General features: G+C 67.8%; 21 protein-coding genes. 9 read left to right on the plus strand and 12 right to left on the minus strand.

Features of this window, described 5'->3' with window-relative positions:
* Nucleotides 1-138 precede the first annotated feature (138 nt).
* Nucleotides 139-1,761, minus strand: a complete 1,623-nt coding sequence (xrtE, locus tag RA26_RS20760; protein ID WP_052272517.1) for an exosortase E/protease, VPEID-CTERM system — start codon at nucleotides 1,759-1,761, stop codon at nucleotides 139-141.
* Between the two features lie 272 nt (nucleotides 1,762-2,033).
* Here xrtE and RA26_RS20765 point away from each other — a divergent pair, with 272 nt between their 5' ends.
* Together RA26_RS20765 and RA26_RS20770 are read left to right on the plus strand one after the other, a co-directional pair.
* On the plus strand, nucleotides 2,034-2,297 hold the full coding sequence (locus tag RA26_RS20765) for a spike base protein, RCAP_Rcc01079 family (RefSeq protein ID WP_039187141.1): 264 nt from the start codon (nucleotides 2,034-2,036) through the stop codon (nucleotides 2,295-2,297).
* Entirely contained in the window at nucleotides 2,297-3,883 is a 1,587-nt protein-coding gene (locus RA26_RS20770; protein WP_039187143.1) for a phage head spike fiber domain-containing protein, read from the plus strand. The genes RA26_RS20765 and RA26_RS20770 overlap by 1 nt, the downstream gene beginning before the upstream one ends.
* A gap of 191 nt (nucleotides 3,884-4,074) precedes the next feature.
* On the opposite strand, the gene RA26_RS23055 is transcribed toward RA26_RS20770, so the two are convergent.
* The 6 genes from RA26_RS23055 to RA26_RS20800 all read right to left on the minus strand — a co-directional run bounded on the left by RA26_RS23055 (nucleotide 4,075) and on the right by RA26_RS20800 (nucleotide 11,277).
* Complete coding sequence (locus RA26_RS23055; protein WP_039187145.1) at nucleotides 4,075-4,362, minus strand: hypothetical protein; 288 nt, start codon at nucleotides 4,360-4,362, stop codon at nucleotides 4,075-4,077.
* A gap of 174 nt (nucleotides 4,363-4,536) precedes the next feature.
* Entirely contained in the window at nucleotides 4,537-5,226 is a 690-nt protein-coding gene (locus tag RA26_RS20780; protein WP_052272518.1) for a YjbF family lipoprotein, read from the minus strand.
* Nucleotides 5,223-7,430, minus strand: a complete 2,208-nt coding sequence (locus RA26_RS20785; protein ID WP_039187146.1) for a YjbH domain-containing protein — start codon at nucleotides 7,428-7,430, stop codon at nucleotides 5,223-5,225. The genes RA26_RS20780 and RA26_RS20785 overlap by 4 nt, the downstream gene beginning before the upstream one ends.
* Nucleotides 7,431-7,628: 198 nt before the next feature.
* Nucleotides 7,629-9,509, minus strand: a complete 1,881-nt coding sequence (locus RA26_RS20790; protein ID WP_039187148.1) for a polysaccharide biosynthesis protein — start codon at nucleotides 9,507-9,509, stop codon at nucleotides 7,629-7,631.
* A 281-nt stretch (nucleotides 9,510-9,790) separates the two neighbouring features.
* Nucleotides 9,791-10,402, minus strand: a complete 612-nt coding sequence (locus tag RA26_RS20795) for a sugar transferase (protein WP_039187150.1) — start codon at nucleotides 10,400-10,402, stop codon at nucleotides 9,791-9,793.
* Nucleotides 10,402-11,277 carry an NAD-dependent epimerase/dehydratase family protein gene (locus RA26_RS20800; protein ID WP_039187151.1) on the minus strand — a complete coding sequence of 292 codons (876 nt, stop codon included), beginning with the start codon at nucleotides 11,275-11,277 and terminating at the stop codon, nucleotides 10,402-10,404. Before RA26_RS20800 ends, RA26_RS20795 begins: the two co-directional genes overlap by 1 nt.
* Before the next feature lie 122 nt (nucleotides 11,278-11,399).
* Here RA26_RS20800 and RA26_RS20805 point away from each other — a divergent pair, with 122 nt between their 5' ends.
* The gene (locus tag RA26_RS20805; RefSeq protein ID WP_039187154.1) at nucleotides 11,400-12,518 is read left to right on the plus strand and encodes a polysaccharide biosynthesis/export family protein; all 1,119 of its coding nucleotides are present in this window, start codon (nucleotides 11,400-11,402) and stop codon (nucleotides 12,516-12,518) included.
* A gap of 142 nt (nucleotides 12,519-12,660) precedes the next feature.
* Here RA26_RS20805 and rfbA read toward each other — a convergent pair whose 3' ends face one another.
* Genes rfbA through rfbC form a run of 4 tightly spaced genes read right to left on the minus strand, consistent with a single transcriptional unit; the run spans nucleotide 12,661 to nucleotide 16,038 of the window.
* Nucleotides 12,661-13,533 (minus strand): glucose-1-phosphate thymidylyltransferase RfbA, encoded by an 873-nt coding sequence (gene rfbA / locus RA26_RS20810; RefSeq protein ID WP_039187155.1) that lies wholly within the window; start codon nucleotides 13,531-13,533, stop codon nucleotides 12,661-12,663.
* Entirely contained in the window at nucleotides 13,530-14,381 is an 852-nt protein-coding gene (gene rfbD / locus RA26_RS20815; protein ID WP_039187157.1) for a dTDP-4-dehydrorhamnose reductase, read from the minus strand. Before rfbD ends, rfbA begins: the two co-directional genes overlap by 4 nt.
* A 46-nt stretch (nucleotides 14,382-14,427) precedes the next feature.
* Nucleotides 14,428-15,480, minus strand: a complete 1,053-nt coding sequence (gene rfbB / locus RA26_RS20820) for a dTDP-glucose 4,6-dehydratase (protein ID WP_039187159.1) — start codon at nucleotides 15,478-15,480, stop codon at nucleotides 14,428-14,430.
* Between the two features lie 3 nt (nucleotides 15,481-15,483).
* The gene (rfbC, locus tag RA26_RS20825; RefSeq protein ID WP_039187161.1) at nucleotides 15,484-16,038 is read right to left on the minus strand and encodes a dTDP-4-dehydrorhamnose 3,5-epimerase; all 555 of its coding nucleotides are present in this window, start codon (nucleotides 16,036-16,038) and stop codon (nucleotides 15,484-15,486) included.
* A gap of 137 nt (nucleotides 16,039-16,175) precedes the next feature.
* On the opposite strand from rfbC, the gene RA26_RS20830 reads away from it, so the two are divergent.
* Nucleotides 16,176-17,417, plus strand: coding sequence for a glycosyltransferase family 4 protein (locus RA26_RS20830; protein WP_039187162.1), 1,242 nt, complete (start codon nucleotides 16,176-16,178; stop codon nucleotides 17,415-17,417).
* A 325-nt stretch (nucleotides 17,418-17,742) separates the two neighbouring features.
* On the opposite strand, the gene RA26_RS20835 is transcribed toward RA26_RS20830, so the two are convergent.
* A complete protein-coding gene (locus RA26_RS20835) occupies nucleotides 17,743-18,366 on the minus strand; it encodes a LuxR family transcriptional regulator (protein ID WP_082015901.1) in 624 nt (207 codons plus the stop codon).
* 812 nt (nucleotides 18,367-19,178) lie between these two features.
* Between RA26_RS20835 and RA26_RS20840 the strand changes: the two genes are divergently transcribed.
* The 5 genes from RA26_RS20840 (at nucleotide 19,179) to RA26_RS20860 (ending at nucleotide 26,691) form a co-directional block, all read left to right on the plus strand.
* Nucleotides 19,179-20,171 (plus strand): helix-turn-helix transcriptional regulator, encoded by a 993-nt coding sequence (locus RA26_RS20840; protein ID WP_241482709.1) that lies wholly within the window; start codon nucleotides 19,179-19,181, stop codon nucleotides 20,169-20,171.
* The gene (locus RA26_RS20845; protein WP_052272520.1) at nucleotides 20,168-20,782 is read left to right on the plus strand and encodes a hypothetical protein; all 615 of its coding nucleotides are present in this window, start codon (nucleotides 20,168-20,170) and stop codon (nucleotides 20,780-20,782) included. The genes RA26_RS20840 and RA26_RS20845 overlap by 4 nt, the downstream gene beginning before the upstream one ends.
* A 191-nt stretch (nucleotides 20,783-20,973) precedes the next feature.
* A complete protein-coding gene (locus RA26_RS20850) occupies nucleotides 20,974-23,301 on the plus strand; it encodes a hypothetical protein (protein ID WP_039187165.1) in 2,328 nt (775 codons plus the stop codon).
* A 223-nt stretch (nucleotides 23,302-23,524) separates the two neighbouring features.
* A complete protein-coding gene (locus RA26_RS20855; RefSeq protein ID WP_241482706.1) occupies nucleotides 23,525-25,267 on the plus strand; it encodes a type I secretion system permease/ATPase in 1,743 nt (580 codons plus the stop codon).
* The gene (locus tag RA26_RS20860; RefSeq protein WP_039187167.1) at nucleotides 25,264-26,691 is read left to right on the plus strand and encodes an HlyD family type I secretion periplasmic adaptor subunit; all 1,428 of its coding nucleotides are present in this window, start codon (nucleotides 25,264-25,266) and stop codon (nucleotides 26,689-26,691) included. Before RA26_RS20855 ends, RA26_RS20860 begins: the two co-directional genes overlap by 4 nt.
* Nucleotides 26,692-26,888 lie beyond the last annotated feature (197 nt).

The following is a 26,888-nucleotide window of genomic DNA, read 5'->3' on the forward strand; positions in this document are numbered from 1 at the left end:
AGACACCCCCTGCGTGCGCGCTGGGGTGCGGATGTGGCAAAAGTTAGTACATTATCAACACTTTAGCCCGCATGTTAGGAAAATTTTAAGGGATCTTAACGCAGCCTGCCGCCGCAGGCGCAGCCCGCGAAAGCCCGGTCAGATCAGCCCGAAATCACCAGAAGCAAGGGCCGCGGCCGCAATCAGCGCATTGGCCAGCATATGCGCCTGAACCGCCCCGCCAGGATGGCGGGTCCGCAGATACAGCAGCCCGAACGCCAGCCCCGCCAGGGCACCGGCCAGCCAGCGGTCATGCAGCGCGGCAAACAGCAGGCTGCTCACCGCCAGCCCCGCCAGGGCCCGCCAGGGCGCCGCGCCGGGGCTGCCTGCGATGCGCTCCAGCACATAGGCGCGGAAGAACAGCTCCTCGATCACCGGCACCAAGAGCACCGTGCCCAGCAGGCGGCAGAGGATCCAGAACGGATCCGGCGCCCCGGCAGCGGCAGCGGCGGTCTCCGGGGCGGTCCAGAGCCACAGCGCCGCCACCGCGCATCCGGTGAGCCAGTCAGCCGGGCCCGCCTGCCAGCGGAAAGTCTTCAGCGCAGGCCAGAACAGCCCCAGCCCCAGCAGCATGAAGGCCACCCGCAGCGGGTAGCCATCGGCAGGGGTTTCCCAGAACAGCGGGGTGAGCGTGCCGCTCATCATGAACAGGATGAAGGGCACGAATTTGGCAAACAGCGGATCCGCCGCCCAGGACGTTCCCGGGCCTTCCCCGCCGGCCGCCGCCGCCTCGCGGAACAGCGGCATGTTATGGGCGGCAATCAGGATGCCAAGTGCCAGAACCGAAAACGCCAGCCAGCCGGCATAGGAATGAAACCCGTCCACCGCCAGCTGCGGCGAAACATTGGCGCCCAGCCAGATCAGAACAGAAATCCGCACGATGTTCAAAACCCAGCTCAAAGCGACCGCAACGGGAAACAGCACCATCCAATACGGCGCCATGCGCAGCGTCTGGCGGGCCACCAGCGCATAAAGCCCCATGAAAACCGTCACCAGGGCCATCCCCTCTGCGCCGGAACAGCCAGCCGCGACATAGACCGTGAACCCCTCCAGGCCAATGAGAAGCTCACTGGGCACGTTGAAGCTTTCCAGCCCTATCACGTCAAAGGCAAAGCTCACCCCCTGGAATGTCAGCCAGGTCAGGACCCGGTTTTCCCCCCAGAACAGGCCAATGACCTCCACCACAAGCGGGAGAAGGAAAAAGCCCGCGGCGACAAGCGGCAGGAAGGCGCCATTGCCGGAGAACCATTGCTTCCAGGCGCGCAGTGGCAACAGCCAGAGCGCCGTGCCGAAAAAGGCAAGCACCGCCCCGGACAAGAACACCGGCACCACCCGGATAAACTGCGCCTCCAGGTCCGGCAGCGGGAACCAGACAAGCGGCGCCAGCACCAGCGCCGCCCCCAACAGATGCATGGCGGCCGGAACAAGCCGCCAGCCCGCAGCCGTCTCTGCCAGCCGCATATAGCTTTGCCAGAGCCGGGGGCGGGCAAGGCTCATCAGAACAACGGCAACGCCCATAAAGAGAACGCACAGAGGCAGCGTGCGCATGCTCCGGCAGAGCGCATATGCAGACACATTCCTGCAATCGAACTGATTGGTTTCAAAGGTGAGAAGGCGCAGGACCGCGGCCTCGGCCATGACCACGGCAAGGAGAATGAAAAGCCGCACGGTGACCGGCTTAGACATCCAGCCCGGCTGTAAATTCGCTTCAGGATTGCTCATGTCAAGAACAGCGCATCTTTCTGTCAGAGGTCCTTGTTCCCAAGCCGCGCCACCGCCTGCCTGCCCGCTCCGCTTCTTTTCCGCATAGTACCAGATGGCAGGCAGAGTTCCAGACCGTACCGGTGCCGCCGCAGCCCCGGCAAGGTGTTGCGGCAGACGCCCGTCCGGCGCACGCCCGGTTTTGCCGGCTTTAACCCGGGCGGGCCACCATACAGCCATCGGAGGATTCGGGACGCAGGGTTCATCACGTCTGCAATTTCTGGAGTACACACATGCCTCAAACCGATCCGTTCGCAAGCCATCGCCGCGGGCTGGAAAGCCCGGCAGAAACCCAGTTCGCCATCACCCCCCAGGATGGCACCGACCTGCCGGTGCGCCCGCGCGTTCTGCGGGTTGTCGCAGGCGGGGACCTGGCCGTCCGCGATGCGGCAGGAACCGTCATCGTCTATCCGGTCACGGCCGGGGAAATCCTGCCCTTCTCGGCCGCCGGGATCGAGGCAACCGGCACCACAGCCGCCGTCGCGGGGTGGTATTGATGCTGGGGGCCGGCCTGCCGGCAACCGGCGCAACCGTCCAGCGGCGGCCGTTTCCGCCCGGCGCGCTGATCGATCTGGATTTCCGCCGCGACCGCTACTTCCTGGCCGGCGCCCGCAGGAGCTTCGGCGAAATGCTGGCCTATGGCGGCGGCCTGTGCTGCTTTGCCGATGCCGCCGGGCACCTGGTCTGGAACACCCATAACCTGCTGCTGAACAGTGAAGCGCCGGCCAGCCAGAGCGTCACGGTCACCGCAGGCGCCGCCTATACACTGGCAATGGCGGGCACCGGGTCGGTGCAGCTGAGCGGGGCCGGGTCCGGAACCGCCGCCGAAGACGCGCCGGTGACGCTGACGGCCGCCGCCGGCAGCCTCGCCGTGACGGTCAGCGGCCCGGTCACCCGGTTCTGGCTGTACCGCTCGGATCTGGGCGGCATGGCGGACAACCCGGACAATGCGCTGGGGGCAGGGTTCGGGAAATATGTGCCAACCGGCGCAGCACCGGTCTGGCTGCCGCGCCGGAACGCCTATGCAAACGGCCGGCCCGCCGGGCTGGTGATCGAAAGCGAAGCCCGGACAAACCGGGTGCTGCACAACAGCGATTTTGGAAACGGGGCCTGGTCAAAGCTGCAGGTGTCCCTCGCGCCGGCAGCATCCGGCGGGCCAAGAGGACCGGCCACCATGACCCGGATGACCGCCTCCGGCGCCGGCACCGGCGACTGCGGCCTGCTGCAGACAGGTGTCGGATCCGTCGGCACCCGGATGACTGTGTCCGCAATCGTGCGGACAGACGGCCACCGGTTTGCCGGGTTCTGGGGGTTCGGCAACAGCGGCGTCGGGGTCGGCTTCGACCTGCACGCGCTGACCAGCCAGATCAACGGGGTATGGGAGGACTGCGGCATCGACCCGCTTGGCCCGGGCCTTGCGCGGATCTGGGCGGTGGTCACCCCGCTTGTTTCAGATGCCCTCTATGCGGGGCTGTTCAGTGACATCAGCGGCGGCAAGGAGATCTCCGCAGGCGCCTTTCTCGACATCGACATGATCCAGGCCGAAGCCGGCGCCACGCCCTCCTCCTGCATTCCCACCGGCGGCACCCCCGTCACCCGCTCCGCAGAAACGCTGGAGATCCGCGCGCCGGTGCTGCCGGCGGTGATGCCGGAGGCGGTCACCGTGGCGGTTCAGGGGCATATGTCCTATGCCGACCAGGATGCCGGCGCCACGGTAGTTCCCTTTGCCTGGCAGGCGGACGGCAGCAACTGCATCCGCTCTGAGCTGTCCACAAGCGGAGCGGATACCGGGCGCATGGCCTTTGTTCAGAAAACCGGCGGCGCCCAATCCCTGGCTCGGGCCGCAGCCCCGGGCAGGGCACCGGGGACGGATGTGCCGTTCTCCCATGCCGGCCGCTGCAGCGCGGCGGAAATCCAGGGGGCCGCAAACCGGGAGATGACGGCACCCGCCGCCGCCAGCGGCCTGCCGGACCTTGCCGGGCAGGGCCTTGCCCTGGGCCATACGCTGAACGGCACCCTGGAGGGCTTCCGCCTGTGGGAGCTGGACCTGGGCGGCAGCGGGCTGGCAAGGCTGGCGCTGTGAAGGGGCCGGATCCCTGCAAGACGGACGCGTCTCTTGACCCGCCAGCTTCCGGTTCCTGCCCGGCAGAGGAGACGGGGACCGGCTGTTCCGCTGAGACGGCCGGCCTGAGGCCCATAAAGCCGCATGAAAAAACGGGCCCTCACGGGCCCGTTTCCAGAAGTCTTGGCTGCGCCCCTGGGGCGCGCCCGGCATCAGTTGGTGGTGCCGGTGGTGCCAGTGGTATCGTCGTCATTGGCAACCACGCCGACCACAACGGCAGCGGCCACGATACCGCCCACGGCAGCAGCGCTCAGGCCGCCCACGGCAAAGCCGGCACCTGCACCAGCGCCTGCGCCTGCGCCTGCGCCTGCAGCGGCACCTGCACCAGCACCGCTGCCAGCACCTGCACCTGCCGCCGGGGCGGGTGCGACTTGCTGAGCCGAAACGGCAGTTGCGGAGGCCAGTGCGGCCAGGGTCAGGGCAGTCAGAAGATTCTTCATGTCAAACTCCTTTGGAGAACTGTGAAAGACGCGTTGAGGCGACCTTAGGGGAGGCTGGTTTTCATTTCAACGCATGGAATAGCTGCAAAACAGTTGAAATCCGGTTTGCACGGCCGATTTTCTCCGCCCGTTGCGGCAAAGCCGCGAGAGGCGGGCAGAAGATTCGAAACGGCCTCAGCGCTGCAGGTGGCGGATCCGCACATATCCGGTCTCTGCGCCGGCCCATTGCCGCGACTGCCAGACCAGGGCGCGGCCCGGGCGCGAATCAACCCAGTAATCGTTGACCACCACCCCGCCGGCGCCCTCGCAATACTCCTGCAGATGGCGGACAGAACGGGTGATTTCGACAATCTCCACCGTCTCCGGGCCCAGGTCGTGCAGCCTGCAGGCCATGTTCACCACCCTCTGGCCGTTGCCGTCGGCGCGCAAAGTGTAGCGCCGGGCGCCGCCGCGGGCCGGGCCGCCAACGCCCTCTGCGGCCGGCACCTCAGCCGACAGCAGGCCGCCGCCGAGGCCGCGGGTGGCAATCACCATGCCCTGCCGGAAGGCGAGCGCGACATTGTCCTGGGTGCGCCAGACCTCGATGGTGCCGGGATGGCTGTCGCGGCGCTCCAGGGTGCGGGTCAGATAGGCCTTGGCATCGCGATTCTCGATGGCGACCTCGATGTAATTCTGCGGCTGCTGGTCCAGCAGCGCCCGGGTCAGCGCCGCGGCGGGCGGTGCCGGCTTGCGGCGGCGGCTGATCTGTTCGCCCACCGCCTGCAGCACTTCCAGTTCGCCCGGTTTCTCCTCGGGGCCGCGGGCGCAGGACGCCAGCAGCAGCAGGGCTGCGGCCAGCGCGGCGGTCAATCGGATCAGTGTCATTCCCAGAACCTCGCGCGCTGTTCTTCCAGGCTGCGGCGGTGGGCCGCGCGCACCGGATCATAGAGCCGGTCCGGCACCACCACCTTCTGGCCGCCGTCGCGCTGGGTCGGGCGGATGGTCAGGCCGAAGCTGGAGCGCGACGGCTTGCCCAGGAGCCAGTCCACCGGAATGCGGAAGCGGAAGCCCTTGTCAAAGGAGCCCTCTCCGAACTCCTCGGCAGAAACATTGGTGAGGGTGAAAAAGGCGCCGACCAGGAAGCCGTTGTCGAACTCCCGGTTCAGGCTGAAGGTGCCGCCGTAGTCGCCGGCCAGGTAGCGGCCCGCATCCACCTGCAGCTGATAGCCGCGGTCCAGCTCGTAATAGGCCGAGGCATGGCCGGTCAGCACCCGGTAATCGCGGAAGGAGAACCGCTGGTCGAAATCGCGCTGCACCACATAGTTCAGGTCCATGCCGAGGCCGAGGCGGCTGTTCACCGGCTTCCACAGCACCTCGCCGGAAATGCCGCCGTACATGCTCTCGAACAGGCCGGCGCTGGCGCGGGCATAGAGATTGCGGCCCGGTTTCCACAGGCGGCTGACATAGAGGTTTTCCAGGGTGGTCCCGAACTGGGCATATTCCACCTGGTCGGTGCGCACATGCGGCAGCACCGAGTCGGAGGCGCGGCCGTTCTTCACATTGCCGCCCAGCCGCTGGCGGATGGCGCCGGCGATGCGCCAGCCGGGCGCGGGCGAATAGGAGGCGGCGAAATCGACGCCGGCATCCAGCCGGAACGGCTGGTCGGGGTCGAAATAGGCCGGCCGGGTATAGGGGCTGACCGAGGTGGCGAAAGCCGGGTACAGCTCTGCGGAGAACAGCGCATCCGGCGGCAGCGGCCCGGCCTCGCTGACCCCGGTTGCGGCAAACAGCGCGTCCGGGGCATCGGGGTCGAACTCCAGCGCCTCCAGGTCGGAGCGGCGGATCTCGACCGCCGCGAGGCCGGTGCCGCGGTGCACCGGCACCAGGCGGAAGGTCTCCACCGAGGGCGGCAGCGTCTGCGCCAGGGCGCGGGCGGCACGGCCGGCCGCCTGCCCTGCCGAGCGGTAGCGCGGGTTGCGGTAGCGCAGCTCGGCCCGGGTGCCCTCAAGGGTGATTGCCTCCAGCACCAGCCCGTCCGCCTTCAGCGCCTCTGCCGCCAGGCCGCGGATCTGGCGCTGCTTGGCCTCGCTGGCGGCCCAGTCCCGGCTCCAGTGCGCCTGTTCGGTGGCCCAGTGGCTGCGCGGCACAACCGGATGCGGTGCGGGCACCGCCATCGGTGTCGGCGGGTGCTTGGGATTGAGCTGGATCTGGGCGGTGAAACCAAACTCTGAGCCGTAAAGGTAATAGGCGCCCAGGCGCAGCCGCTCCGAGTGCTGGTATTCGACCCCGAAGTTGGCGGCCGACTTGTGCTCGAACACATCCGACTCGCGGGTTTCGGTCACATAGGCATCGGTGGAATATTCCGCCTTGAAGCTCCAGCGCTCGTCCGGCTGCCATTCGAAGCCCGCAAAGGGGGACACCGTGCCGCGGAACCACTGGTCGGTGGCCAGCTCGCCGCCGGTGTCGCCGCCGACGAATCTGGGGCGGGCGCCGCCGGTGGTGGCGATGCCGCCGTTGCTGCCGAGCCGCCCCCAGCCGAAGCCGCCGGTGAGCTTCAGCCGCCCGGGCCCCCTGCCCCAGCCCAGAGCCTGGCCCTCGAACCGTTTGGTGGCGACGAAATACTCTGCCGCATAGATCCCGGTGCCGGCGAAATCCTGCAGCCCCATGGTGACTTCGGGCAGCCAGCGCCGCTCGCGCCAGAGCCGGGCGCGCACGTCGAAGCCGCGGTCGTAATAGGTGCTGAAGCCGAACAGGTTCAGGTCCTGGATGCCGTTGTAGCGGAAGCTGGCCGACAGCCAGGGCAGCGCCTGGAAGGTCATGTTGTAGCGGGAGATGCCGGCAAACCAGGAATAGGTGACCGCATACTGGCCGTCCGGCAGCATCTCCGCGCTTGGCAGGTCGATGAGGCCGGGGGAGCCGTAGAAATTGAGGCTGGCGGGCGGCAGCGGCTTCAGCTGCGGCGCCGCGGCGGCGGATCCCGGCCCGGTTTCCGGGGCCGTCTGCGGCTGTTCTGCCTGGCCCGGGGCGGCGGCCAGGCACAGCAGCATTGCCGGAACGGTCCTGCGCACAAGGGTCTTGATCGGGGTCACGGGGAAACCTGCCTTCTCGGAACTGCCTGCTGCCGGGTGCTGCAGCCCCGGCCTTGTTATCTGCTGCCCCGCTTAGAGCATGGAAGGCCGGGCCGGATCAATCGCTGCGGTGCCGGGGTTTGCGCTTTTGCCGGCGGTGCAGCCCCCAGGCCGCAGTCCGGGCCGCAGCCCGGGCAGGATGCCCGGCCCCGGCCTGCCTCAGAGCCCCTGGCCGGCCGCATCCGGGCGCGGCGGGAACCCCTCGACCCAATGCGCCACCACCTGCAGCGCCGCCGCCTCGTCGCCCGCGGCCACCGCCTGGCGCAGGCTGCGCAAAAAGCCCGCCACCTCGATTTCCGACAGCACGGTCTCGCGGGCGCAGAAGATCTTCTGATGGCGGGTATGGATCAGCTCTTCGCTTAAAGTCAGCTCCTCCTCCATCTTCTCGCCGGGGCGCAGCCCGATGATCTCGATCCCGATATCGCCTTCAGGGTTCTCCGCGTCGCGCACGCTGTGGCCTGCGCTTTCGATCACCTGGCGGGCCAGCTGCAGGATCGGCACCGGCGCCCCCATATCCAGCACGAAGACCTCGCCGCCCCGGGCCATGTCGCCCGCCTGCAGCACCAGCTGCACCGCCTCGCTGATGGTCATGAAGTAGCGCTTTACATTGGGATCGGTCACCGTGACCGGACCGCCGCGGCTGATCTGCTCCTGGAACAAGGGCACCACAGAGCCGCTTGACCCCAGCACATTGCCAAAGCGCACCATGGTGAACACTGTGCCGCCGCCGAAACGGGTGGCCAGATCCTGCACGATCAGTTCCGCCATCCGCTTGGACGCGCCCATCACATTGGCCGGATTGACCGCCTTGTCGGAGGAAATCAGGATGAACCGCTCCACCCCTGCCCGGGCCGCGGCACGGGCCAGGGTCTGGGTGCCGAAGACGTTGTTGGCCAGCCCCGGCAGCGGGTTCGCCTCGACCAGCGGCACATGTTTATAAGCCGCCGCATGCAGCACCACCTGCACCGCATGGGTATTGAGCACCATCCGCACCTGGCGCGGATCGGTGACCGAACCCAGGACCGGCACCAGCGCGATGCCCGCGTCCTCGGCCAGAGGCCCCAGCTCCTGATGCACGGTATAGAGTGCCAGCTCGCTGAGCTCGAACAGCACCAGTTTCGACGGGCGGCAGGCCAGCACCTGGCGGCACAGCTCCGAACCGATCGAGCCGCCGGCGCCGGAGACCAGCACCGATTTGCCCTGGTAGGAGCCCGCCGCTTCCTTCAGCGGCACATCGCGCGCGGCCCGGCCCAGGAAGGCCTGCGGCGCCACCGGCGTCAGCTTGTCGACCAGCGCCTCCTCGCCAATGAGCTGGGCAAAGGAGGGCAGCGCCTGCACCTCCAGCCCCAGTTTCTGCAGCCGCCGGGTGATCTGCGCCTGGCGCGGCTGGCTTTGCGAGGGCATCGCCAGGAGCACCCGGCGGATCTGGCGGCTTTCCACGACATCGGCGATGCGGGCGGGCGCGAACACCGGCAGCCCGACCAGCGTCAGCCCCTGCAGCGAGGAATTGTCATCGGCAAAGGCGACCGGGTCGATGCCGTCATGCGCCTTCAGCGCCTGCGCCAGCTGGGTGCCGGTGGTGCCGGCGCCGTAGATCAGCACCCGGCAGCGCGGCTTGGCGCGGCGGTAGATCATCAGCACCAGCTGCAGCATCGCGGTGCGGGCCGCGGCCATCGACAGGAAATAGCAGATCGCAAACACCACATGGGTGCCCGGGCCCAGCCCCGGCCCGAAGACGGCCGTGAGCGCGGCCAGCGCCAGCGCGCTGCCGCCTGCCAGCAGGGCGCTTTGCGCCGCGGCATAGCGCTCGTAGGCGTTGAGCTGCACATGCGGCAGCCCCAGCCACAGTGCCAGCACGGCGGCGGCCGCAATCACATAAGGCAGCAGCGGCATCAGCTGCGCCAGCACGGCCAGCGCCGGCTCCGGCAGCGGCTGCACCGCCAGGGTGAACAGCAGCGCCAGCGGCAAGAGTGCCAGATCCACCGCCAGGAAGACGCAGGATTTCTGTTTGCGCGACAGCGCGCTGATCAGATTGTACATGCCTGCCTGCCCTCGGATGCCTGCATTTCTTGCCCTGTTATTGTCCGCTGCCGCCCGCGCGCAGCCCCTGGCTGCCGGATAGCAGAAAAAGGTAAATCAAACACGGCTCCGATACGCTGAAACCCGGTGCGCGGCCGATAAAACACAGTTTCAATCATAGCCGGATTCTCCTGCCCCGCAAAACGGCCTGCGGCGGAAACCCGCCGGACAGGCCGGGCCGCCGGGTCCGGCCTGCCCGGCCGTACTGTCTGCAATCTATACGCGACACAGCGGGCGCCCGCCTACCCCTTGCGGAAGATATTGCCAATGGTCTGGAACACGATGTCGAAGTCAAAGCACATGTTCTGATGACGCTGGTAGATCAGGTCCAGCCGCGCTTTGGCCGGCACGCAGAGCCGGGAGTAGACGGCATCGGTTTCCGCGGTGCTGCGGCAGCGGGCCAGCAGCGCCGCCTCATGCTTGTGATAGGTGATCGAGGCCAGCCCGGTGACGCCGGGGCGCGATTTCAGCACCCGGGCATAAAGCTCCGGATGCGCCTCGGTATACTGGCGCAGGGGCGGGCGCGGCCCGACAAAGGAGATATCGCCCCTCAGGATGTTCCACAGCTGCGGGAACTCATCCAGGCGTTTCGCCCGCAGCCAGGCGCCGGTCCGGGTGATGCGGGCCGACTTGTCGCCGCCGGAGACGCCGGAATCGCGCGCCACCACCGTCATCGTCCTGAGTTTCCAGAGGCGGAACGGCTGGTCCACCCCCTTCATCCGCTCTGCCACATAGAACAGCGGCCTTCCTTCCTTCCACAACAGCCAGCCCATCAGGAGCAGCAGCACCGGCCCCAGCACCACGATCAGCAAGCTGGCAAAGAAAAGGTCGAAAATCCGTTTGCGCCAGGTCATCAGCGGCTCTGCTCCTTGGTGAAATACGGCTCTAATGCGGCCCACTCCGCGGCCATGGCGCCGGGATCCGCCGCCGCCAGCTTTGCGGGCAGCAGCGCCTGCAGGCGGGAGACATCCAGCGCCACCTCCGGGATCGCCGCGGGCGGTGCGGGCCGGGCGGAAAACCCCAGGCCCGCGGCCTGCAGGAGCGCCCCCATCTCCACGGTGCCGGGCTGCGCCACATTCAGTGCAGGCGGCAGCGCGGGTGCTTGCAGCAGCGCGCCCAGCACCTGCGCCAGGCTCTGCACGCCGCAATAACTGCGCCGCGGCGTGGCGCCGCCGGCAAACACATCCAGGCTGAAGCCCGGGCGCCAGCCGCCCAGGGCTGCGTCAAAACCCGCGATATTGCCGACCCGCAAGGCGCAGACCGGCACCCTCAGGTCTGCCCCCAGAGCCGCGGCGCGCGCCTCCATTTCCGCCTTGGCTTCGCCATAGGCGCTGGCGGGCTGCAGGGCTGCGTCCTCCTCCAGCAGTCCGGAGGCAGCGCCGTAAACCGCCGCCGAGGAGGCCAGCAGCACCCGGCAGCCTGCGCTTGCTCCGGCCCGCACTGCCGCTTCGCCCAGATGGATATGGTCCGCCATCCCCCCCGCCCCGCGCCCGGGCACAGGCCCGGCCAGGCAGAGAATCGCACCGGCGCCGGCAGCGGCGCGGGCCAGCGCGGCAGGCTCCGCCAGCGGATCGAAGATGTGCCAGTCTCCAGCCATGTTGCCGGTGCCGTTCCGGGACGGTTCCCGGCGCGTCTGCAGGCGCAGATCCAGGCCTGCAGGCGGGCACAGCTGCAGCAGCCGCCCGATGCGCCCTGTTGCACCCAGAACCAATACCGCGGGTTTCGCCATTGCTGCTGCCCGTTTCTGTTGAACCCTCTTGCCCAGCCCAGTATCCTTTGGGCAGACAAAAATCAAAGCGGTTCCCCCGGCATGAATCCGGGCGGGGCGAGCACGTCAAGAACAGGCATCTTATGCTGAAATTCCTTCCCTGGCTGGCCGCTGCCGGCCTTTGCCTTCTGCCCGCAGCCTGTTCCCGCCTGCCCGGCGGCGCCCCCGCCAGCGAGGAGATCCTGAAGGAATCAGGCGAGGCGGATGCCAATTTCGCGCTCTACAAGGTGAACCGGGCGCTGCTGCCGACGGTGGCCGCCTGGCCGCCGACCGGCAAGCAGGAGCATCTGAGCTGGCTGCACGCCCGCCAGGGCGCCCGCACCCAGATCATCCAGCCCGGCGACCTCCTGTCCCTCAGCATCTGGGACAGCAACGACAACTCGCTCCTGACCTCGCTCGACCAGAAGATGGTGCAGCTTCAGGACATGAAAGTGGCCGCCAACGGCTCCATTTTCATGCCCTATGTGGGCGATGTGAACGTCAACGGGCTGACCCCGGATCTGGCGCGCCGCAAGCTGCAGGAGGCGCTGGAGCCGGTGGTGCCGTCGGCCCAGGTGCAGCTGGCGATGGCCGAGGGGCGCGGCAATTCGGTGGATCTGGTCTCCGGCGTTGCCCAGCCCGGCACCTATCCGATGCCCGACCGCAACTATACGGTGATGGGGCTGATTTCAGCGGGCGGCGGCATCAGCGCCAGTCTGAACAACCCGCAGATCCGGCTGGTGCGCGGCCAGAGCATCTATGGCACCTCGGTCGACAGCCTGCTGAACGACCCGCATCTCGACACCCTCCTGCGCGGCGGCGACCGGGTGTTTGTCGAAGAGGACGAACGCTATTTCCTCTCCTTCGGCGCCACCGGCAAGGAAGACCTGCATATTTTCACCAAGGACGAGATGTCGGCGATGGACGCGATGTCGGTGGCGGGCGGCTTCCAGGACGGCAAGGCCGATCCCAAGGGGCTGCTGGTGCTGCGCGACTACCCCGCGTCGGCCGTTGCGCCCGGCGTGCGCGGACCGCGGCAGCAGCGGGTGGTGTTCTCGCTTGATCTGACCTCCGCCGACGGGCTGTTCTCGGCACGGCAGTTCCAGATCAACCCGGGCGACCTGGTGATGGCCACGGAATCGCCGGTCAACGACGTGCTGACGATCTCCAACATCTTCGGCAATTTCTTCGGCGTCTTCAGCCGCGCCGGGGTGATCGAATAGGGGCCCGCCAGGATCCCGGCCCGCTCATCCCTGACGCGGACAGCCTGAACAAAAGAAAAGGCCTTGAAGGGCGGCTGCGCCTTCAAGGCCTTCCCGGCAGGTCTTCCAAGCCTGCCTGTCCGGCAGGCTCACTCAGGCGGGCTTACTTCAGCAGCCCCTTCAGATAGGCGCCATAGCTGTTCTTCTTGAACAGCTCGGCCCGCGCCTCCAGTGCCGCGGTATCGATCCAGCCCTGCTCATAGGCGATTTCCTCCAGGCAGCCGGTCTGCAGCCCCTGGCGTTTTTCCAGCGTGCGCACGAAGTTGCCCGCATCCAGCAGCGAGCCATGGGTGCCGGTGTCCAGCCAGGCATAGCCGCGGCCCATGGTCTCGACCCGCAAGCTCCCTTCGTTCAGGTAGCTCTGCAGCAGATCGGTGATCTCCAGCTCGCCGCGGGGCGAGGGCTGCACCGCCCGCGCCCGCTCCGGCGCGCTGCCATCCAGGAAATAAAGCCCCGTCACCGCGTAGTTCGAGGGCGGCACCGGCGGCTTCTCGATGATCTCGCGGGCCTTGCCGTCCGCGTCGAAATCCACCACGCCATAACGTTCCGGATCGGCGACGTGATAGCCGAAGACGGTGCCGCCCGCCGCATGGCTGTCTGCCGCCGCCAAGAGGTCCGGCAGCCCGTGGCCAAAGAAGATATTGTCGCCCAGCACCAGCGCCGAAGGGGCGCCTGCCAGGAAGTCTTCCGCCAGGATGAACGCCTGGGCGAGCCCGTCGGGCGAGGGCTGCACCACATAGGTCAGCTCCACCCCCCACTGGCTGCCGTCGCCCAGGAGACGGATGAACTGCTCCTGATCCTGCGGCGTGGTGATCACGCAGATCTCGCGGATGCCCGCCAGCATCAGAACAGACAGCGGGTAGTAGATCATCGGCTTGTCATAGAGCGGCAGCAACTGTTTGCTGACCGCCATGGTGATCGGATAGAGCCGGGTGCCGGAGCCGCCAGCCAGGATGATGCCTTTTCTTGCGGTCATGCCAATTCTCCCAATTCCTTCAGAATATCATTCACCCCCAGCCGCCAGTCCGGCTGCGGGATACCAAAAACAGTGTCTAATGCGGCGCAATCGAGCCGTGAGTTCAGGGGCCGCGCCGCCGGCGTCGGATAGGCGGAGGTGGGGATGTCCTCCACCGCGCACGCCACATCCGCCCGGGCAAAGATCTCGCGCGCGAAATCCGCCCAGCTGGTCTGCGGCTGGCCTGCAAAATGATAGATGCCGGATTTGCCCGGATCCGCCATCAGCTGCTGCACCATCGCAAGGCAGGCCGCGGCAATATCCCTTGCCGGCGTCGGCGCCCCGATCTGGTCGGCAACGATGGTCAGCCGCTCCCGCTCTTTCCCCAGCCGCAGCATGGTTTTGACAAAGTTGTTGCCATGCGCCGACACCACCCAGGAGGTGCGCAAGACCGCATGAACCCCGCCCGCGGCGCGCACCAGCTCCTCGCCTGCCAGCTTGGAGCGGCCATAGGCGTTCACCGGCGCAGTGGCATCCCCCGGCTGCCAGGGCGCATCGCCGCTGCCGTCAAAGACGTAGTCGGTGGAGACGGTGACAAAAGGAATGCCCAGTTCCGCGCAGGCCGCTGCCATCGCGCCGGGGGCTGCGCCGTTGATCACGCCGGCCAGCGCCTCTTCGCTCTCGGCCTTGTCCACAGCCGTATAGGCGGCGGCATTGATCACGGCCTCAGGCGCCGCCTGCCGGATCGCGGCAGCACAGGCTGCCGGGTTGCTCAGATCCGCCTGATCGCGGCCCAGGCAGGTGACGGTTTCATCCGCCGCCAGTTCGCGGGCCAGCTGGCCGGTCTTGCCGAATACCAGAATGCTCATACTGGGGTTCCTTTCCGCAACAGAGGGGTGCGCCGGCCCGGACGGCTCACTTTCCGGTGCCCAGCCGCTGGCCGACGCCGTCGCGGTCCTGCAGGGCGCGCCACCAGGGCTCGTTGTCCAGATACCACTGCACGGTTTTCTCCAGCCCTTCCTCAACCGTCACCGAGGGGCGCCAGCCCAGCTCTTCGCGGATGCGGGTGGGGTCAATGGCATAGCGCGCATCATGGCCCGGGCGGTCGGTGACAAAGGTGATCTGGTCCTTGTAGGACTTGCCGTCCGCGCGCGGGCGCTTCTGGTCCAGGATTTCACACAGCGTGTTCACCAGCTCCAGGTTCGACCGTTCGTTCTCGCCGCCGATATTGTAGGAGCGGCCCAACGCGCCCTGCTGCACCACCAGGAGGAGGGCATCGGCGTGGTCTTCGACATAGAGCCAGTCGCGCACGTTGGAACCGTCGCCGTAGATCGGCAGTTCCTTGCCCGCCAGCGCATTCAGGATCACCACCGGAATGAGCTTTTCGGGGAAGTGATAGGGCCCGTAGTTGTTGGAGCAGTTGGTCAGGACCACCGGCAGCCCGTAGGTCTCGGCCCAGGCGCGCACCAGATGGTCGCTGGCGGCCTTGCTGGCGGAATAGGGCGAGCGCGGATCGTAGGATGTGTCTTCCGTGAACTGCACCGACGGGTCGGCGGGCAGGCTGCCGTAAACCTCGTCCGTTGAGATATGGTGGAAGCGGAAGGTGTCCGGCTTGCCCGCCTGGGTCCAGTATTTGCGCGCCGCCTCCAGCATGTTGAAGGTGCCGGTGATATTGGTCTCGATGAAATCGCCCGGCCCGTCGATCGAGCGGTCCACATGGCTTTCGGCCGCCAGATGCATCACCGCATCCGGCTTGTGGCGCTCAAAAACAGTGTCTAATGCGGCGCGGTCGCGGATGTCGCATTGCTCGAAGGCATAGTCCGGGCTTTCAGCCGCTGCCGCCACATTGTCCAGGCAGGCGGCATAGGTGAGCGCATCGAGGTTCACCACCTGATGGCCGCGGGCGATGGCCAGCCGCACCACTGCCGATCCGATAAAGCCGGCGCCGCCGGTCACAAGAAGCTTCATATCTTATCCTTCCCAGACAAAGGGGCTGTCGAAATCCGCGAGGGCCGGCGCCGCGGCGTCTTTTCCGCTGAGCACCGGGCTGCCGTCAAACCCCCAGTCAATGCCGCAGCTGTCCCAGGCCACCGCGCCGTCGCAGTCCGGCGCATAATAATCGGTGCATTTATAGACCACCTCGGTACCGGGCGCCCTTGTGATAAACCCGTGCAGGAAGCCCTTGGGCACCAGGAGCTGCTTGCCGTTTTCCGCACTGAGTTCGATGCCGAACCACTGGCCGTAAGCCGGTGAGCCCTTGCGGATATCCACCGCCACATCAAACAGCGCGCCCTGGCCGCAGCGCACCAGCTTGTCCTGGGCATGGGGCGGCGACTGGAAATGCAACCCGCGCAGGGTGCCGGTCTCCGCCGAGACCGAATGGTTGTCCTGCACGAAATCCAGATCGATCCCGGCCTCCTGCATCCGCCGCTTGTTCCAGCTTTCGCTGAAGAACCCCCGCGCATCCCCGAACCGCGCCGGGGTCAGCACCTTCAGCCCCGGCAGACCTGTGTCCTCAACCTGCATTCCGTCCTCGCATCACCGCATCCAAATCTGCGCCCACTCCTAGCCCCGCGCTGGCGGCAGGGCAACAGCCGGGGCAGAACTCCGCCCGCCGCGCGCCCGCGCTTGCATCCCCTGCCCCGCCCCGGCAAGCATACCCCATGAAGATTTTGTTTGTGCATCAGAACATGCCGGGCCAGTACCGCGAGCTGGCCCCCTGGCTGGCAGCGCAAGGCGGCCATGAAATTGTCTTTCTGACCCAGCGCCAGGGCCTGCAGCTGCCGGGCATCAGAACCGTGTCCTACAAGCCCTTCCGCACCCCCGCCAAGGATGCCTTCGGCCTCTCCAGGGACTGGGAGGCGGCGGCCGGGTCCGGCCTTGGCGCAGCGCTGGCGGCGCGCGAGCTGAAGGCGCAGGGCTTCACCCCCGACATCATCATCGGCCACACCGGCTGGGGCGAGCTTTTGTTCATGAAGGACCCCTACCCCGATGTGCCGGTCATCGGCTTCTTCGAGTATTTCTACCGCACCACCGGCGGGCTGGTCGGCTTTGATCCGGAAAACCCCGCCAACGACCAGGCCTATTTCTTTGCCGAGGCGCGCAACTCTGTTCCTTACGCCAGCATCGAGCAGGTCGACCTCGGCCATGTGCCCACCGCCTGGCAGCGCGACCGGTTTCCGGCCAGTTTCCGCGACCGCATGTATCTCTGCCATGACGGCATCCGCACCGACAGGCTGAAACCCGATCCCGCAGCCTCGGTCAGCCTCGGGCGGCTCGGCACGCCGCTCACCCGCGACGACGAGGTGGTCACCTATATTGCCCGCAACATGGAGCGCGCCCGCGGCTTCCACATCATGATGCGCGCCCTGCCCCGGATCCAGGCGGCCCGCCCCAATGCCCGCATCCTGATGATCGGCGGCAGCGAGACCTCCTATGGCGCCGAGAGCAAGCACCCCGGCGGGTTGCGCGGCGAGATGGAGGATGAGCTGGGCAGCAGCGTCGACTGGAGCCGGGTGCATTTCCTCGGCAAGGTGCCGTATGACGACCTCTGCCGGATCATCCAGATCAGCCGCTGCCACATCTATCTGACGATGCCCTTCGTGCTCAGCTGGTCCTTGCTGGAATCGATGGCGATGCAGGCCACGGTGGTGGCGGCGGATGTCGAGCCGGTGCGCGAGGCGATCACCCATGGCGAGACCGGGCTGCTAGTTGATTTCTTCAGCCCGGAGGCGCTGGCCGATCAGGTGGCGGATGTGCTGGCCAATCCCGCCGGCTACGCCCGTATCGGCCCGGCAGCCCGCGCTCATGTGGTGGAGAAATACGACTTCCTGACCCGCTGCCTGCCGGAGCATATCGCGCAGATCAATGCGCTCGTGCCGGAGGCACGGAGACTAAAACTGTAGCCGGAGGCTCGGAGGATCAAGGTCTAGCCGGAGGCGCGGCAGAACAGGCTCTGTTCAGGCCGTTTCCGCCCGTTCCCAAAATAGGCAGGGCGCCTTGAGAGGCAGATCTGCCGCTCAAGCGCTTCTCAGCAAAACAAACGCCCCGCAGCGGCGCCCGAGGCTTTTCAGAAAAGCCTCGGCAGAAGATTTCAAAAATTTTGCCCACCGGCCGGATGCGGCGGGCCCCGGCCCCGCCCGCATCCGGCAAGCAGCGCCTGCGGCCCTGTCCGGGCCGGGGCGCCTGTTCCTGTGCCTGCTCCTGTGCCCGTCCCCGGGCTTCGCGCAGTCAGTGGCGCTGCATCTGCGGCGGCAGCTGCTCGGAGGCCCAGAGCGCGGCCTGGGTGCGGTTCTTGGCGCCGATCTTGCGGAAGCAGGTGCGCAGATGCACTTTCACCGTCGCCTCGCAGATGCCCAGCTCGTTGGCGATGCTCTTGTTGGTGGCGCCCTCCGTGAGCTTGGCCAGGATCAGCTGCTCGCGGTCCGACAGCCCGTGCCGCGGCTGCGGCCGGGCGGAGGCTTCCATCCCCTGCGCCGCCGCCCCTGCCGGCCGCTCCGGTTCCGCTCCGCTCAGCGTCTCCGGCGCCCCGGACAGCACGATGCGGTAGCCGTCCTGCACCACCTGCAGCGCCGCGATCAGCGCGCCGGCCGATTTGCGCTCCGGGATCACCGCCTCGGCATACCGGCTGAGCTGCCTCTGGGCGGAGACCGGGCAGCCGTCGCCGGTGATCAGGATCAGCGGCACCGCGCCGTTGCGGATGCGGAAGGCCTGCAGCTCCTCCTGCAGCTCGGTGCCGCCGGCATGGCTGTAGCAGAGCACCATGTCCTGTGCGGTCAGCGGCGGCAATTCCGCCAGGGCGCCGCAACAGCGCCCGGTCTCATAGTCGTTTGCTTCACAGATGGTCAGAAACATGTCCCTGAGAAGCCTGCTTTCCCCCACAACGTGAACAGGCATAAAAACTCCTTTACTCGTAACATGCCGGATCGCTGACCCGGCCCGTCCCTTGGAGCGTGCTTTTTTGGCGGGCCTGCCCCCGCAGACCGCCGGACTGGCAATACGCTGCCGCCCCCCGGAACACATACCGCCTGCTTGCTGCCGCCTGGGCCCCGGCAGCGCCCCCGCGCCGCCGTTTCCGGATCGTGATAAATACAGAACACGCCCGGGAAAACATCCCGGGCCAGGCCGCGCGCACAGGCCTTCAAACACGTCTGATGCGCATTGCTGTGGATAAACCGTAGCGAATCTACCCTTTATTGTTAAGGAACTTCCCCTCCCGGAGCAGTGCTTTTTGCCCGCCCGCCGGTGCACGGGCCCGGGCGGCGGCCTCTATCCGGCTGTTTTTTCATGCGATCCGCCCGGGCTCTGCTACGCCCTTGGCAGTGTATCCAAAGCGGAAACGCTATGTTTCCAATTCGGTTTCTACAATTTTAAGAGATTTCATCTTGGCATCGAAACAACCTGTGGTTTCAACGATTCGCCCTGTCCGCCCTCTCCGGCTACCCCCATGGTGGTATTTTGCCCGCCGCCGCCTGCCCGGCCCTGCCTTTGGCGTACCCCCTCTGCCCGGTTTGACCCTGCAGCCGGCGTGCTACCCTCAAGACATTCATTATGTCATGCCGGGGGGCAACATGGTTATGTTGGGTGAGTCCGTTTCCCGAACGGACAGGTTATTGTTTTCTAAGGCTCTGCAAAGGCAAATCTCTTCTCTGACACAATTGGCGCTGGTGCAGCCGGGGCACCGCAAGGCGCCGGTGCTGACCAGCGATGCAGCCCTGGGGGCCGCCGGTTCCGGCCCCGCGGCGGCGGCGCTGCGGCGCCAGCTGCATCCGGGCGCGGCCGGAACATTGCAGCGGCGGCGCCCGGGCGGTGCCGCGGCGCAGGCGCTGGCGGCCCGGCTGCCGCAGCATCCGGACCTGGCCCGGGATCTGGCTGCCGGGCGCGGCTGGGCGCTGTTTTCCTGCGCCTTCGAGGACGGCAGCGAGGATCTGATCGCGCTGCAGCTCGGCGGCGGCCCCCATGACAGCCATTGCGGCGACATCCTGCAGGCGATCTGGCCGGTGCTGCGCGAGGATGCCTTGCGCGAGCTGGCCGGCGAAACCCAGGCCGCGGTGACCAGCGCGCTTCTGTGGACCGTCTCCAAGAAGACCGACAGCGCGGTTCTGGTGCTCAACGCCGACGGTGAGCTGCTGCATTGCAATGAATCCGGGCGCGACATGCTCGATGGCGGCGACCTGCTGAGCGACCGCTCCGGCCGCCTCTGCTGCGCCCGCCCCGGCGAGACCGCAGGCTTTTACGCGGCAGTGGCCGAGTGCGCCCGCGCGCGCCGCGGCGGCGCATCCGCCTCCGGCCAGCCCGCGCGCGAGCTGATCCTGTTCCTGGAGGACCGCAAGAGCGGCATGCGGCTGCCGGTCTCGCTGACCCGCTACCGCTGCGGCGGCGCCGACCGGCCGCTGGTGGTGGCGATCCTGCCGCGCCAGCCCGACCGCCGCCGCATCGAGATGCTGGCCCAGAAGATGGGCCTGTCGCCGGCCGAGGCCCGGGTGGCGGCGCTGATCCAGCTCGGCCTGTCCAACCGCGAGGCGGCGCATATCGCCGGCCTCAAGGAGCAGACCTTCAACACCTATGCCAAGCGGGTGCTGGCCAAGCTGCAATCGGCCGGCCGCGCCGAGATGGCGCAGCGGCTGACCTGGCAGGCCTCGCTGGGGAGGGCGTCATGAACAAGCTGACGCTCGATGCGCCCTTCCAGGGCCCACCCGCCCCTGCCGCCGCCGCGGCCCAGACCGCCCGCTCGGGCGCGCAGAAGCGCCCGGAACAGGATCCGGCGGGCGGGCCGCCGCAGTCGGCAGCCGCAGACGCCGGGACCGCGCCGGTGCAGCCGCCGCGGCTGAGCGCCGCGGTGCTGGCGCAGATCGCCGATGTGCTGCGCGAAGGCGAGGTGCCGCTGGCGGCCCAGGCCGACCTGGTGGAGCTGCACAAGCGCATCGTCGCGCTGTTCGCCACCCTCAACGAGGGGCTGGGCGCACAGGCGGCGCAGAAGGCCGCGGCCGACCGTGCCGCGCTGACCACCCGCATCGATCAGCTGGAGGCGGCGGTGAACCGGATGGAAGGCGCGCTCCGGATCGAGTTCGAACCGGTCCTGAGGGCAGCCCTGGCCGAGGCGCTGGCTCAGGCCGCCCCGAAGCCGCGGCGGCGCTGGCTCGGGGGGCTGGCGGCGGGTGCCGCACTGGCCGCCGCACTGGCGGCCGGCGCCTGGGCGCACGCGCCGCTGCAGGCCGCAGCGCAGACGCTGGCGGACAGCCTGGCAGCCTGGCTGGGGGCCGGCGGCTAGAAGACCGGTTTTTGTCCCCATTTGGGGGCATCGGCGGCAGCGCGGATGCGCTGCAATACCCCTAGAAGGCACCACGGCGCCTTTTTCACGCCAGCCGCTTTCCGGACCGGAACCGCGGCTCTGGCAGGGGCACGGACCCGGGCAGCCGCTTGCTGCCCAGCCCCGCACCGTTAACGAGGAGGAAATGTACCATGGGTATTGAAGACCGTAACCCCGACTGGGAGGTCTGTGATCCGACCTGCGACATCCGCTACAGCGATGACAAATTCGATCCTGACTATAATGACGCCACCACCGAACTGGGCGGCACCGACGGCAATGTGATCGACCTGAACGACCACGATGCCGGCGACAACGCCCGCGCGGGCGCCGGCGATGACGCGATCTACGGCAACGAGCGCAACAACCGGCTCGATGGCGAGGAAGGCCAGGATTACATCGAAGGCCAGGACGGCCACGACGAGATCTACGGCGGCTCCGGCAACGACTATCTGTTCGGCGGCGACACCGACGGCCTCGGCGATCCGCTGGATCCGCGCGACGACGGCGACGACTGGATCGACGGCGAGGAAGGCTGCGACTACATCGACGGCGAGACCGGCAATGACACCGTGCTGGGCGGCGAGGATCAGGATACCGTGTTCGGCGGCTCCGGCGACGACCAGATCTTCGGCGACACCGGCGGCGACAATCCCGCAGGCGATGCCGGCGACTACCTCTATGGCGAGCTCGGCGACGACTGCATGGACGGCGAAGGCGGCGATGACTGGATGTGGGGCGACATGGGCCAGTCCGGCGAAACCGAAGCCGACGGCCATGACACCATGTACGGCCGCGACGGCGACGACCGGATGAACGGCCAGGGCGGCAACGACCGGATGGCCGGCGGCCTCGGCGACGACCTGGTGATCGGCGGCTCCGGCGATGACGAGATGTTCGGCGACGAGCGCCAGTCGCAGAATGACGACCTGGACTTCGGCGCCGACAGCGGCACCGGCAACAAGGACGAGCAGGTCGACGGCGACGACTGCATGCTGGGCGGTGACGGCGACGACACCATGGACGGCCAGGGCGGCAACGACACCATGTTCGGTGAAGCCGACGACGACCTGATGCAGGGCGGCCGCGGCAACGACCTGATGGACGGCGGCGAGGGCCGCGATGACGTCAATGGCGGCGCCGGGCGCGACACCATGCGCGGCGGCTCCGGCAATGACGTGCTGGAAGGCGGCGCCCAGGGCGACCTGATCTTCGGCGACCACGCCCGGGCCGGCAAATACGAGATCGACTGGAGCTGCTGCGACGACGACGACGGGGAACCCGAAGTCCAGCTGCATGCGGCCCAGGAGAGCGGCCTGAAGCCGGTCGACTGCCCGGATTGCTACGAGCCCATCGATGAGGGGCTGGAAGGCAACGACCGCATCCGCGGCGGCTCCGGCGACGACACCATGTTCGGCGAAGGCGGCAATGACGTGATCGTCGGCGGCCGCGGCCATGACCTGGGCTTCGGCGGCGAAGGCAATGACCACCTCTATGGCAACCTTGGCAATGACACCCTGTTCGGCGAAAACGGCGACGACTGCCTGTTCGGCGATGACGGGCAGGACCTGCTCTACGGCGGTTCCGGCGATGACACCATGCATGGCGGCAACGACAAGGACACCCTGTTCGGCAACAGCGGCGACGACGACATGTTCGGCAACCGCGGCGACGACTACATGGAAGGCGGCTCCGGCAACGACTACATGAACGGCGGATTCGGCCATGATGTGGTCCTGGGCGGCACCGGCAAGGACACCCTGTGCGGCCATGACGGCAACGACTTCCTCGACGGCGAAGGCGGCGATGACACGCTGTTCGGCGGCCGCGGATGGGACGTGCTGGAAGGCGGCGAAGGCGACGACCGCCTGTACGGCGATGCCGGCCGTGACTGCCTCTACGGCGAAGCCGACAACGACTTCCTGCACGGCGGCGCCCATGGCGACTTCCTGGATGGCGGGGCCGGCGACGACACGCTCAACGGCGGCAACGGCAACGACTTCCTGAAAGGCGGCGAAGGCGACGATGACCTCTATGGTGAAAACGGCAAGGATGTCTTCATTGCCGATCTGACCTGGAACGGCGTCAGCTTCTCGTCGACAGACGGGTCCGACACCGTCCATGACTTCGACATCGATCAGGACCATGATGTCATGCTGTTCCGCATCACCAATACCGGCGCAGGCCTCGGCACCTCGGCGCAGGATGCCTTCGCAGCGCTGGACGGCGGCGGCGCAACGGTCACCGACAACGGCACCGACACCAATATCTCGGTGGGCGGCTACAGCGTCGACCTGCTCGGCCTGACCGGCCGCGAGGCGCCGTACACCTCGCTGGGCCAGGACGCCATCCCGATCGGCGGCGTCGGCATCAACGCCGTGACCACCGGCGATGCGGGCTCCTACGAGGCGATCCGCGTGCTGACATCCGACACCGGCTTTGACGACAGCTTCGACAACATCTGGGGTCACACTGTCTGAGCCATAGGAACGGCGGGCCCGGGGGCAACCCCGGGCCCGTCCAGCCCTGGTTCAGGACAGCGATTTGGTCCCCGGCCAAGGATTGCATCCTTGGACCAGGGCGCTGTTCTCCAGAATTCATAACTTCAACGCGTGCAGCCGGGGGGCTACGACAATGAAGGTAAGACGGGTTTTTGACGGTCAACGGGGCGTGCTTGCCGCCATCTTCACAGCAAGCATCTTTGTGAACCTCTTAGTCCTGACAGCGCCGCTCTACATGCTGCAATTGTTTGCCCGGGTCATGGCCTCGGGCAGCATTCCAACCCTGATAGCCCTGACCACCGGCGCCTGCATCGCGCTGGTGTTCTTCTTTCTCTTCGACATGATCCGCCAGCGCCTGGTGGCGCGGCTCGGATCCCGGCTCGAGGCGCGGCTCAGCCCCGCCGTGCTGGGCGGCATGATCGGCGGCCGGGTGCCGCCGGCGCTGGCCCGCGCAGAGCCCATCCGCGACATCCAGGATCTGCGCGGCTTTGTCACCAGCCCGCTGTTCCTGGCCCTGCTGGACGCGCCCTGGTCGGTGATCTTCCTGGCGCTGATCTTCCTGTTCAGCCCGGTCCTCGGCCTGGTGGCGCTGGCGGGCATCACGCTCTTGTTCGCCCTGGCGCTGTTCAATGAAATGGCCGCCCGCGAACCGATGGCGGCAGCCACCGAACAGGCCGCCGAAACCAATGCCGCGGTGGCGGAAATGATGCAGAACGCAGGCCTCATCCACGCCATGGGCAAGACCGGGCCGCTGATCGCGCGCTGGCAGCTCAAGGCGTTTTCGGCGCTGCTGTTCAACACCCTGGCCACCGACCGGGTGGCGCTGATCACCTCGCTGGCCAAGGCCGTGCGCATGGGGCTGCAGATCGCGGTGCTGGCCGTCGGCGTGGTGCTGGTGATCAACAATGAGCTGACCCCGGGGCTGATGATTGCCGCCTCGATCCTGCTGGGCCGCGCCGCGGCGCCGGTGGAACAGTCGATTGCCGGCTGGCGCGCCTTTCTGAACGCGCGCGGCGCGCAGGGGCGGCTCAACCGGTTCCTGGCCCATCTCGACGACGCGCCGGAGCGGCTGGAGCTGCCCGAGCCGGAAGGCCGGATCTCGGTGGAAGGCGCCACCGTGGTGCTGCCGGACCGCCCGGACCCGCTCCTGCTGGACATCTCCTTTGACCTGAAGCCGGGCCAGTCGCTGGGGCTGATCGGCCCCTCGGGGGCGGGCAAGACCACATTGGCCCATGCGCTGGCCGGGCTGCAGCCGCTGGTGCGCGGCCATATCCGCATCGACGATGCCGCGCTCAGCGACTGGGATCCGGCGCAGATCGGCCAGTATGTCGGCTTCCTGCCGCAGCGGGTCGAGCTGTTCCAGGGCACGGTGGCGGAAAACATCGCCCTGATGGACCCCGGCGCGCGGCCCTCCGACGTGGTCGCCGCCGCCAAGCTGGCCCAGGTGCATGAAATGATCCTGGCGCTGCCCGGCGGCTACAACGCCGAAGTGGGCCCGCGCGGCGAGTTCCTGTCCGCGGGCCAGCGCCAGCGCATCGGCCTGGCGCGCGCCTTCTTCGGCGGCCGCAAGCTGATCATCCTGGATGAGCCCAACGCCAATCTCGATCCCGAGGGCGAAGAGGCGCTGGCCACCGCCATCGAAGCCGCCTGCGCCCGCGGCGCCACCGTGGTGGCGGTGACCCACCGGCTCAGCCTGCTGCGCCGGGTCAGCCATGCGGCGCTCTTGCAGGAGGGCCGCATCGCGCGCTTCGGCGAGGCCCGCCATGTGATTGAGGCGGCGGCGCAGCCGCTGGCCCGGCCGCAGGCGCATTCCGACGACCCTAAGATTGCTCCCTTCCGCCATCGCAACAGCCAGGGCGGCCCGGGCCAGGGAGCAGACACACAGGGGCCGGACGCACTGGGACCGGAGACACGGGGCACAGACACACGGGGAGCAAGCGCATGAACCTGCTGGACAATGAGACCCGCAGCGCCGCAGAGACCGCCCGCACAGCAGTGCAGAACGCGGCTCCGGGCGGCTTCCGCGACCAGATGCCGGCCCTTGCCGGCCCGGATGTGCCGCTGCCCAAACACCCGCCGACCCGGGTGCGCCAGCTGGTGCTGTGGATGGCGGTCTGCGGCTTCGGCCTGTTCGGCGGCCTGGTGTTCTGGGCCACCCAGGCCGAGCTGACCAGCGCAGTGGTGGCGCCCGGCGAGTTCAACGTGGCCGGCGACCGGCTGGCGGTGCAGCATCTGGAGGGCGGCATCCTGCGCGAGCTGAACGTGGCTGAGGGCCAGCGGATCCGCGCCGGCGAGGTGATTGCCCGGCTCGACGGCCGCCGGGTGCAGGCGCAGCTGGCGATCCTGAACGGCCAGCTGGCCAGCCTGCTGGCGCAGCAGGCCCGGCTGCAGGCCGAACTGGCGGACAGCGGCATGCTGCAGCCGGGAGCGGAGCTGCAGGCGCTCACCGCCCGGGCGCCGGACCTGGCGCAGCTGGTGGCGGTGCAGCAGGATCTGCTCACCTCCAACCGGGCGCTTTACGAGGGCCAGATGGAAATCATCCGCACCCGCGTCAGCCAGCTGGAGGATCAGCTTGAAGGCCGCGATGCCCGGATCCGGGCCACCGAAGACCAGCTGGCGCTGGTGCAGACCGAACTGGCGGATCTGGCCGGGCTGTTTGAAAAGGGGCTGGTGCCGAAAACCCGCATCAGCCAGCGGCAGATGCAGCAGAGCGGCCTGCTGGGCACCCTCGGCGCGCTGGAAAGCGACCGCGGCAACGTGCTGGAGCGGATCGGCGAGATGAAGGAACGGCAGCTGCAGGCCGGGCGCGACCGGGCCGCCCGGATCGCCGCCGAAAGCCAGTCGGTGCAGGAACAGACCCTGGACCTGCGTCAGCGGCTGGATGCCATTGGCGACGTGGCGGAGCGGCTGACCATCCATGCGCCGCAGGACGGCCGGGTGGTCGGGCTGGCGATCAACACCCTGGGCCAGGTGGTGGAACCGGGCCAGACCATCCTGGAGCTGATGCCCGCAGAAGCCGGCCTGCTGGTGGAAACCAAGGTTGCCGTGGCCGATATCGACGAGGTTGCGATGGGCAGCGAGGCGCGGGTGCAGCTGACCGCCTACAGCTTCCGCTCCACCCCGCCGGTCCGGGGCGAGGTGGTGATGATCGCGGCCGGCAGCACCACCGACGCGGCCAGCGGCCAGGCCTATTACCCGGTCCATATCCGCATCGATGAGGCCGAACTTGCCGCCCTGCCCAATGTCAGGGCGCTGCCCGGCATGCCGGCCCAGGCAATGATCGAGACCGGCCGCCAGACCCTGGCCGATTATCTGATCAGCCCGGTGCTGCAAAGCATGTCCGGCGCCCTCAAGGAGGGCAGCGGCTGAGGGAAGCCGCCGCAAAGACCCCGCCGGGGCACGGCTGAGACAAGGCAGCAGCCCAGGGGGGAAGGGCCGGCTGCCTGCCAGGCCCGCACCCGCCGCAAGGCCGGGCGCGGGCCTGTTAATTGACGGGAGCGGTAGACCGCCCGCAAACACTTCTGCAAAACAGGTCCGGTCCGGACCAAATGTTTCGCGCGCGAAAC

Source organism: Leisingera sp. ANG-M7 (assembly GCF_000813965.1).
Lineage (GTDB): Bacteria > Pseudomonadota > Alphaproteobacteria > Rhodobacterales > Rhodobacteraceae > Leisingera.

Coding starts and splice junctions, on each gene's coding strand:
- xrtE (WP_052272517.1), bottom strand. CDS start 1,761: ATGAGCAATCCTGAAGCGAATTTACAGCCGGGCTGGATGTCTAAGCCG.
- RA26_RS20765 (WP_039187141.1), top strand. CDS start 2,034: ATGCCTCAAACCGATCCGTTCGCAAGCCATCGCCGCGGGCTGGAAAGC.
- RA26_RS20770 (WP_039187143.1), top strand. CDS start 2,297: ATGCTGGGGGCCGGCCTGCCGGCAACCGGCGCAACCGTCCAGCGGCGG.
- RA26_RS23055 (WP_039187145.1), bottom strand. CDS start 4,362: ATGAAGAATCTTCTGACTGCCCTGACCCTGGCCGCACTGGCCTCCGCA.
- RA26_RS20780 (WP_052272518.1), bottom strand. CDS start 5,226: ATGACACTGATCCGATTGACCGCCGCGCTGGCCGCAGCCCTGCTGCTG.
- RA26_RS20790 (WP_039187148.1), bottom strand. CDS start 9,509: ATGTACAATCTGATCAGCGCGCTGTCGCGCAAACAGAAATCCTGCGTC.
- RA26_RS20795 (WP_039187150.1), bottom strand. CDS start 10,402: ATGACCTGGCGCAAACGGATTTTCGACCTTTTCTTTGCCAGCTTGCTG.
- RA26_RS20800 (WP_039187151.1), bottom strand. CDS start 11,277: ATGGCGAAACCCGCGGTATTGGTTCTGGGTGCAACAGGGCGCATCGGG.
- RA26_RS20805 (WP_039187154.1), top strand. CDS start 11,400: ATGCTGAAATTCCTTCCCTGGCTGGCCGCTGCCGGCCTTTGCCTTCTG.
- rfbA (WP_039187155.1), bottom strand. CDS start 13,533: ATGACCGCAAGAAAAGGCATCATCCTGGCTGGCGGCTCCGGCACCCGG.
- rfbD (WP_039187157.1), bottom strand. CDS start 14,381: ATGAGCATTCTGGTATTCGGCAAGACCGGCCAGCTGGCCCGCGAACTG.
- rfbB (WP_039187159.1), bottom strand. CDS start 15,480: ATGAAGCTTCTTGTGACCGGCGGCGCCGGCTTTATCGGATCGGCAGTG.
- rfbC (WP_039187161.1), bottom strand. CDS start 16,038: ATGCAGGTTGAGGACACAGGTCTGCCGGGGCTGAAGGTGCTGACCCCG.
- RA26_RS20830 (WP_039187162.1), top strand. CDS start 16,176: ATGAAGATTTTGTTTGTGCATCAGAACATGCCGGGCCAGTACCGCGAG.
- RA26_RS20835 (WP_082015901.1), bottom strand. CDS start 18,366: ATGTTTCTGACCATCTGTGAAGCAAACGACTATGAGACCGGGCGCTGT.
- RA26_RS20845 (WP_052272520.1), top strand. CDS start 20,168: ATGAACAAGCTGACGCTCGATGCGCCCTTCCAGGGCCCACCCGCCCCT.
- RA26_RS20850 (WP_039187165.1), top strand. CDS start 20,974: ATGGGTATTGAAGACCGTAACCCCGACTGGGAGGTCTGTGATCCGACC.
- RA26_RS20860 (WP_039187167.1), top strand. CDS start 25,264: ATGAACCTGCTGGACAATGAGACCCGCAGCGCCGCAGAGACCGCCCGC.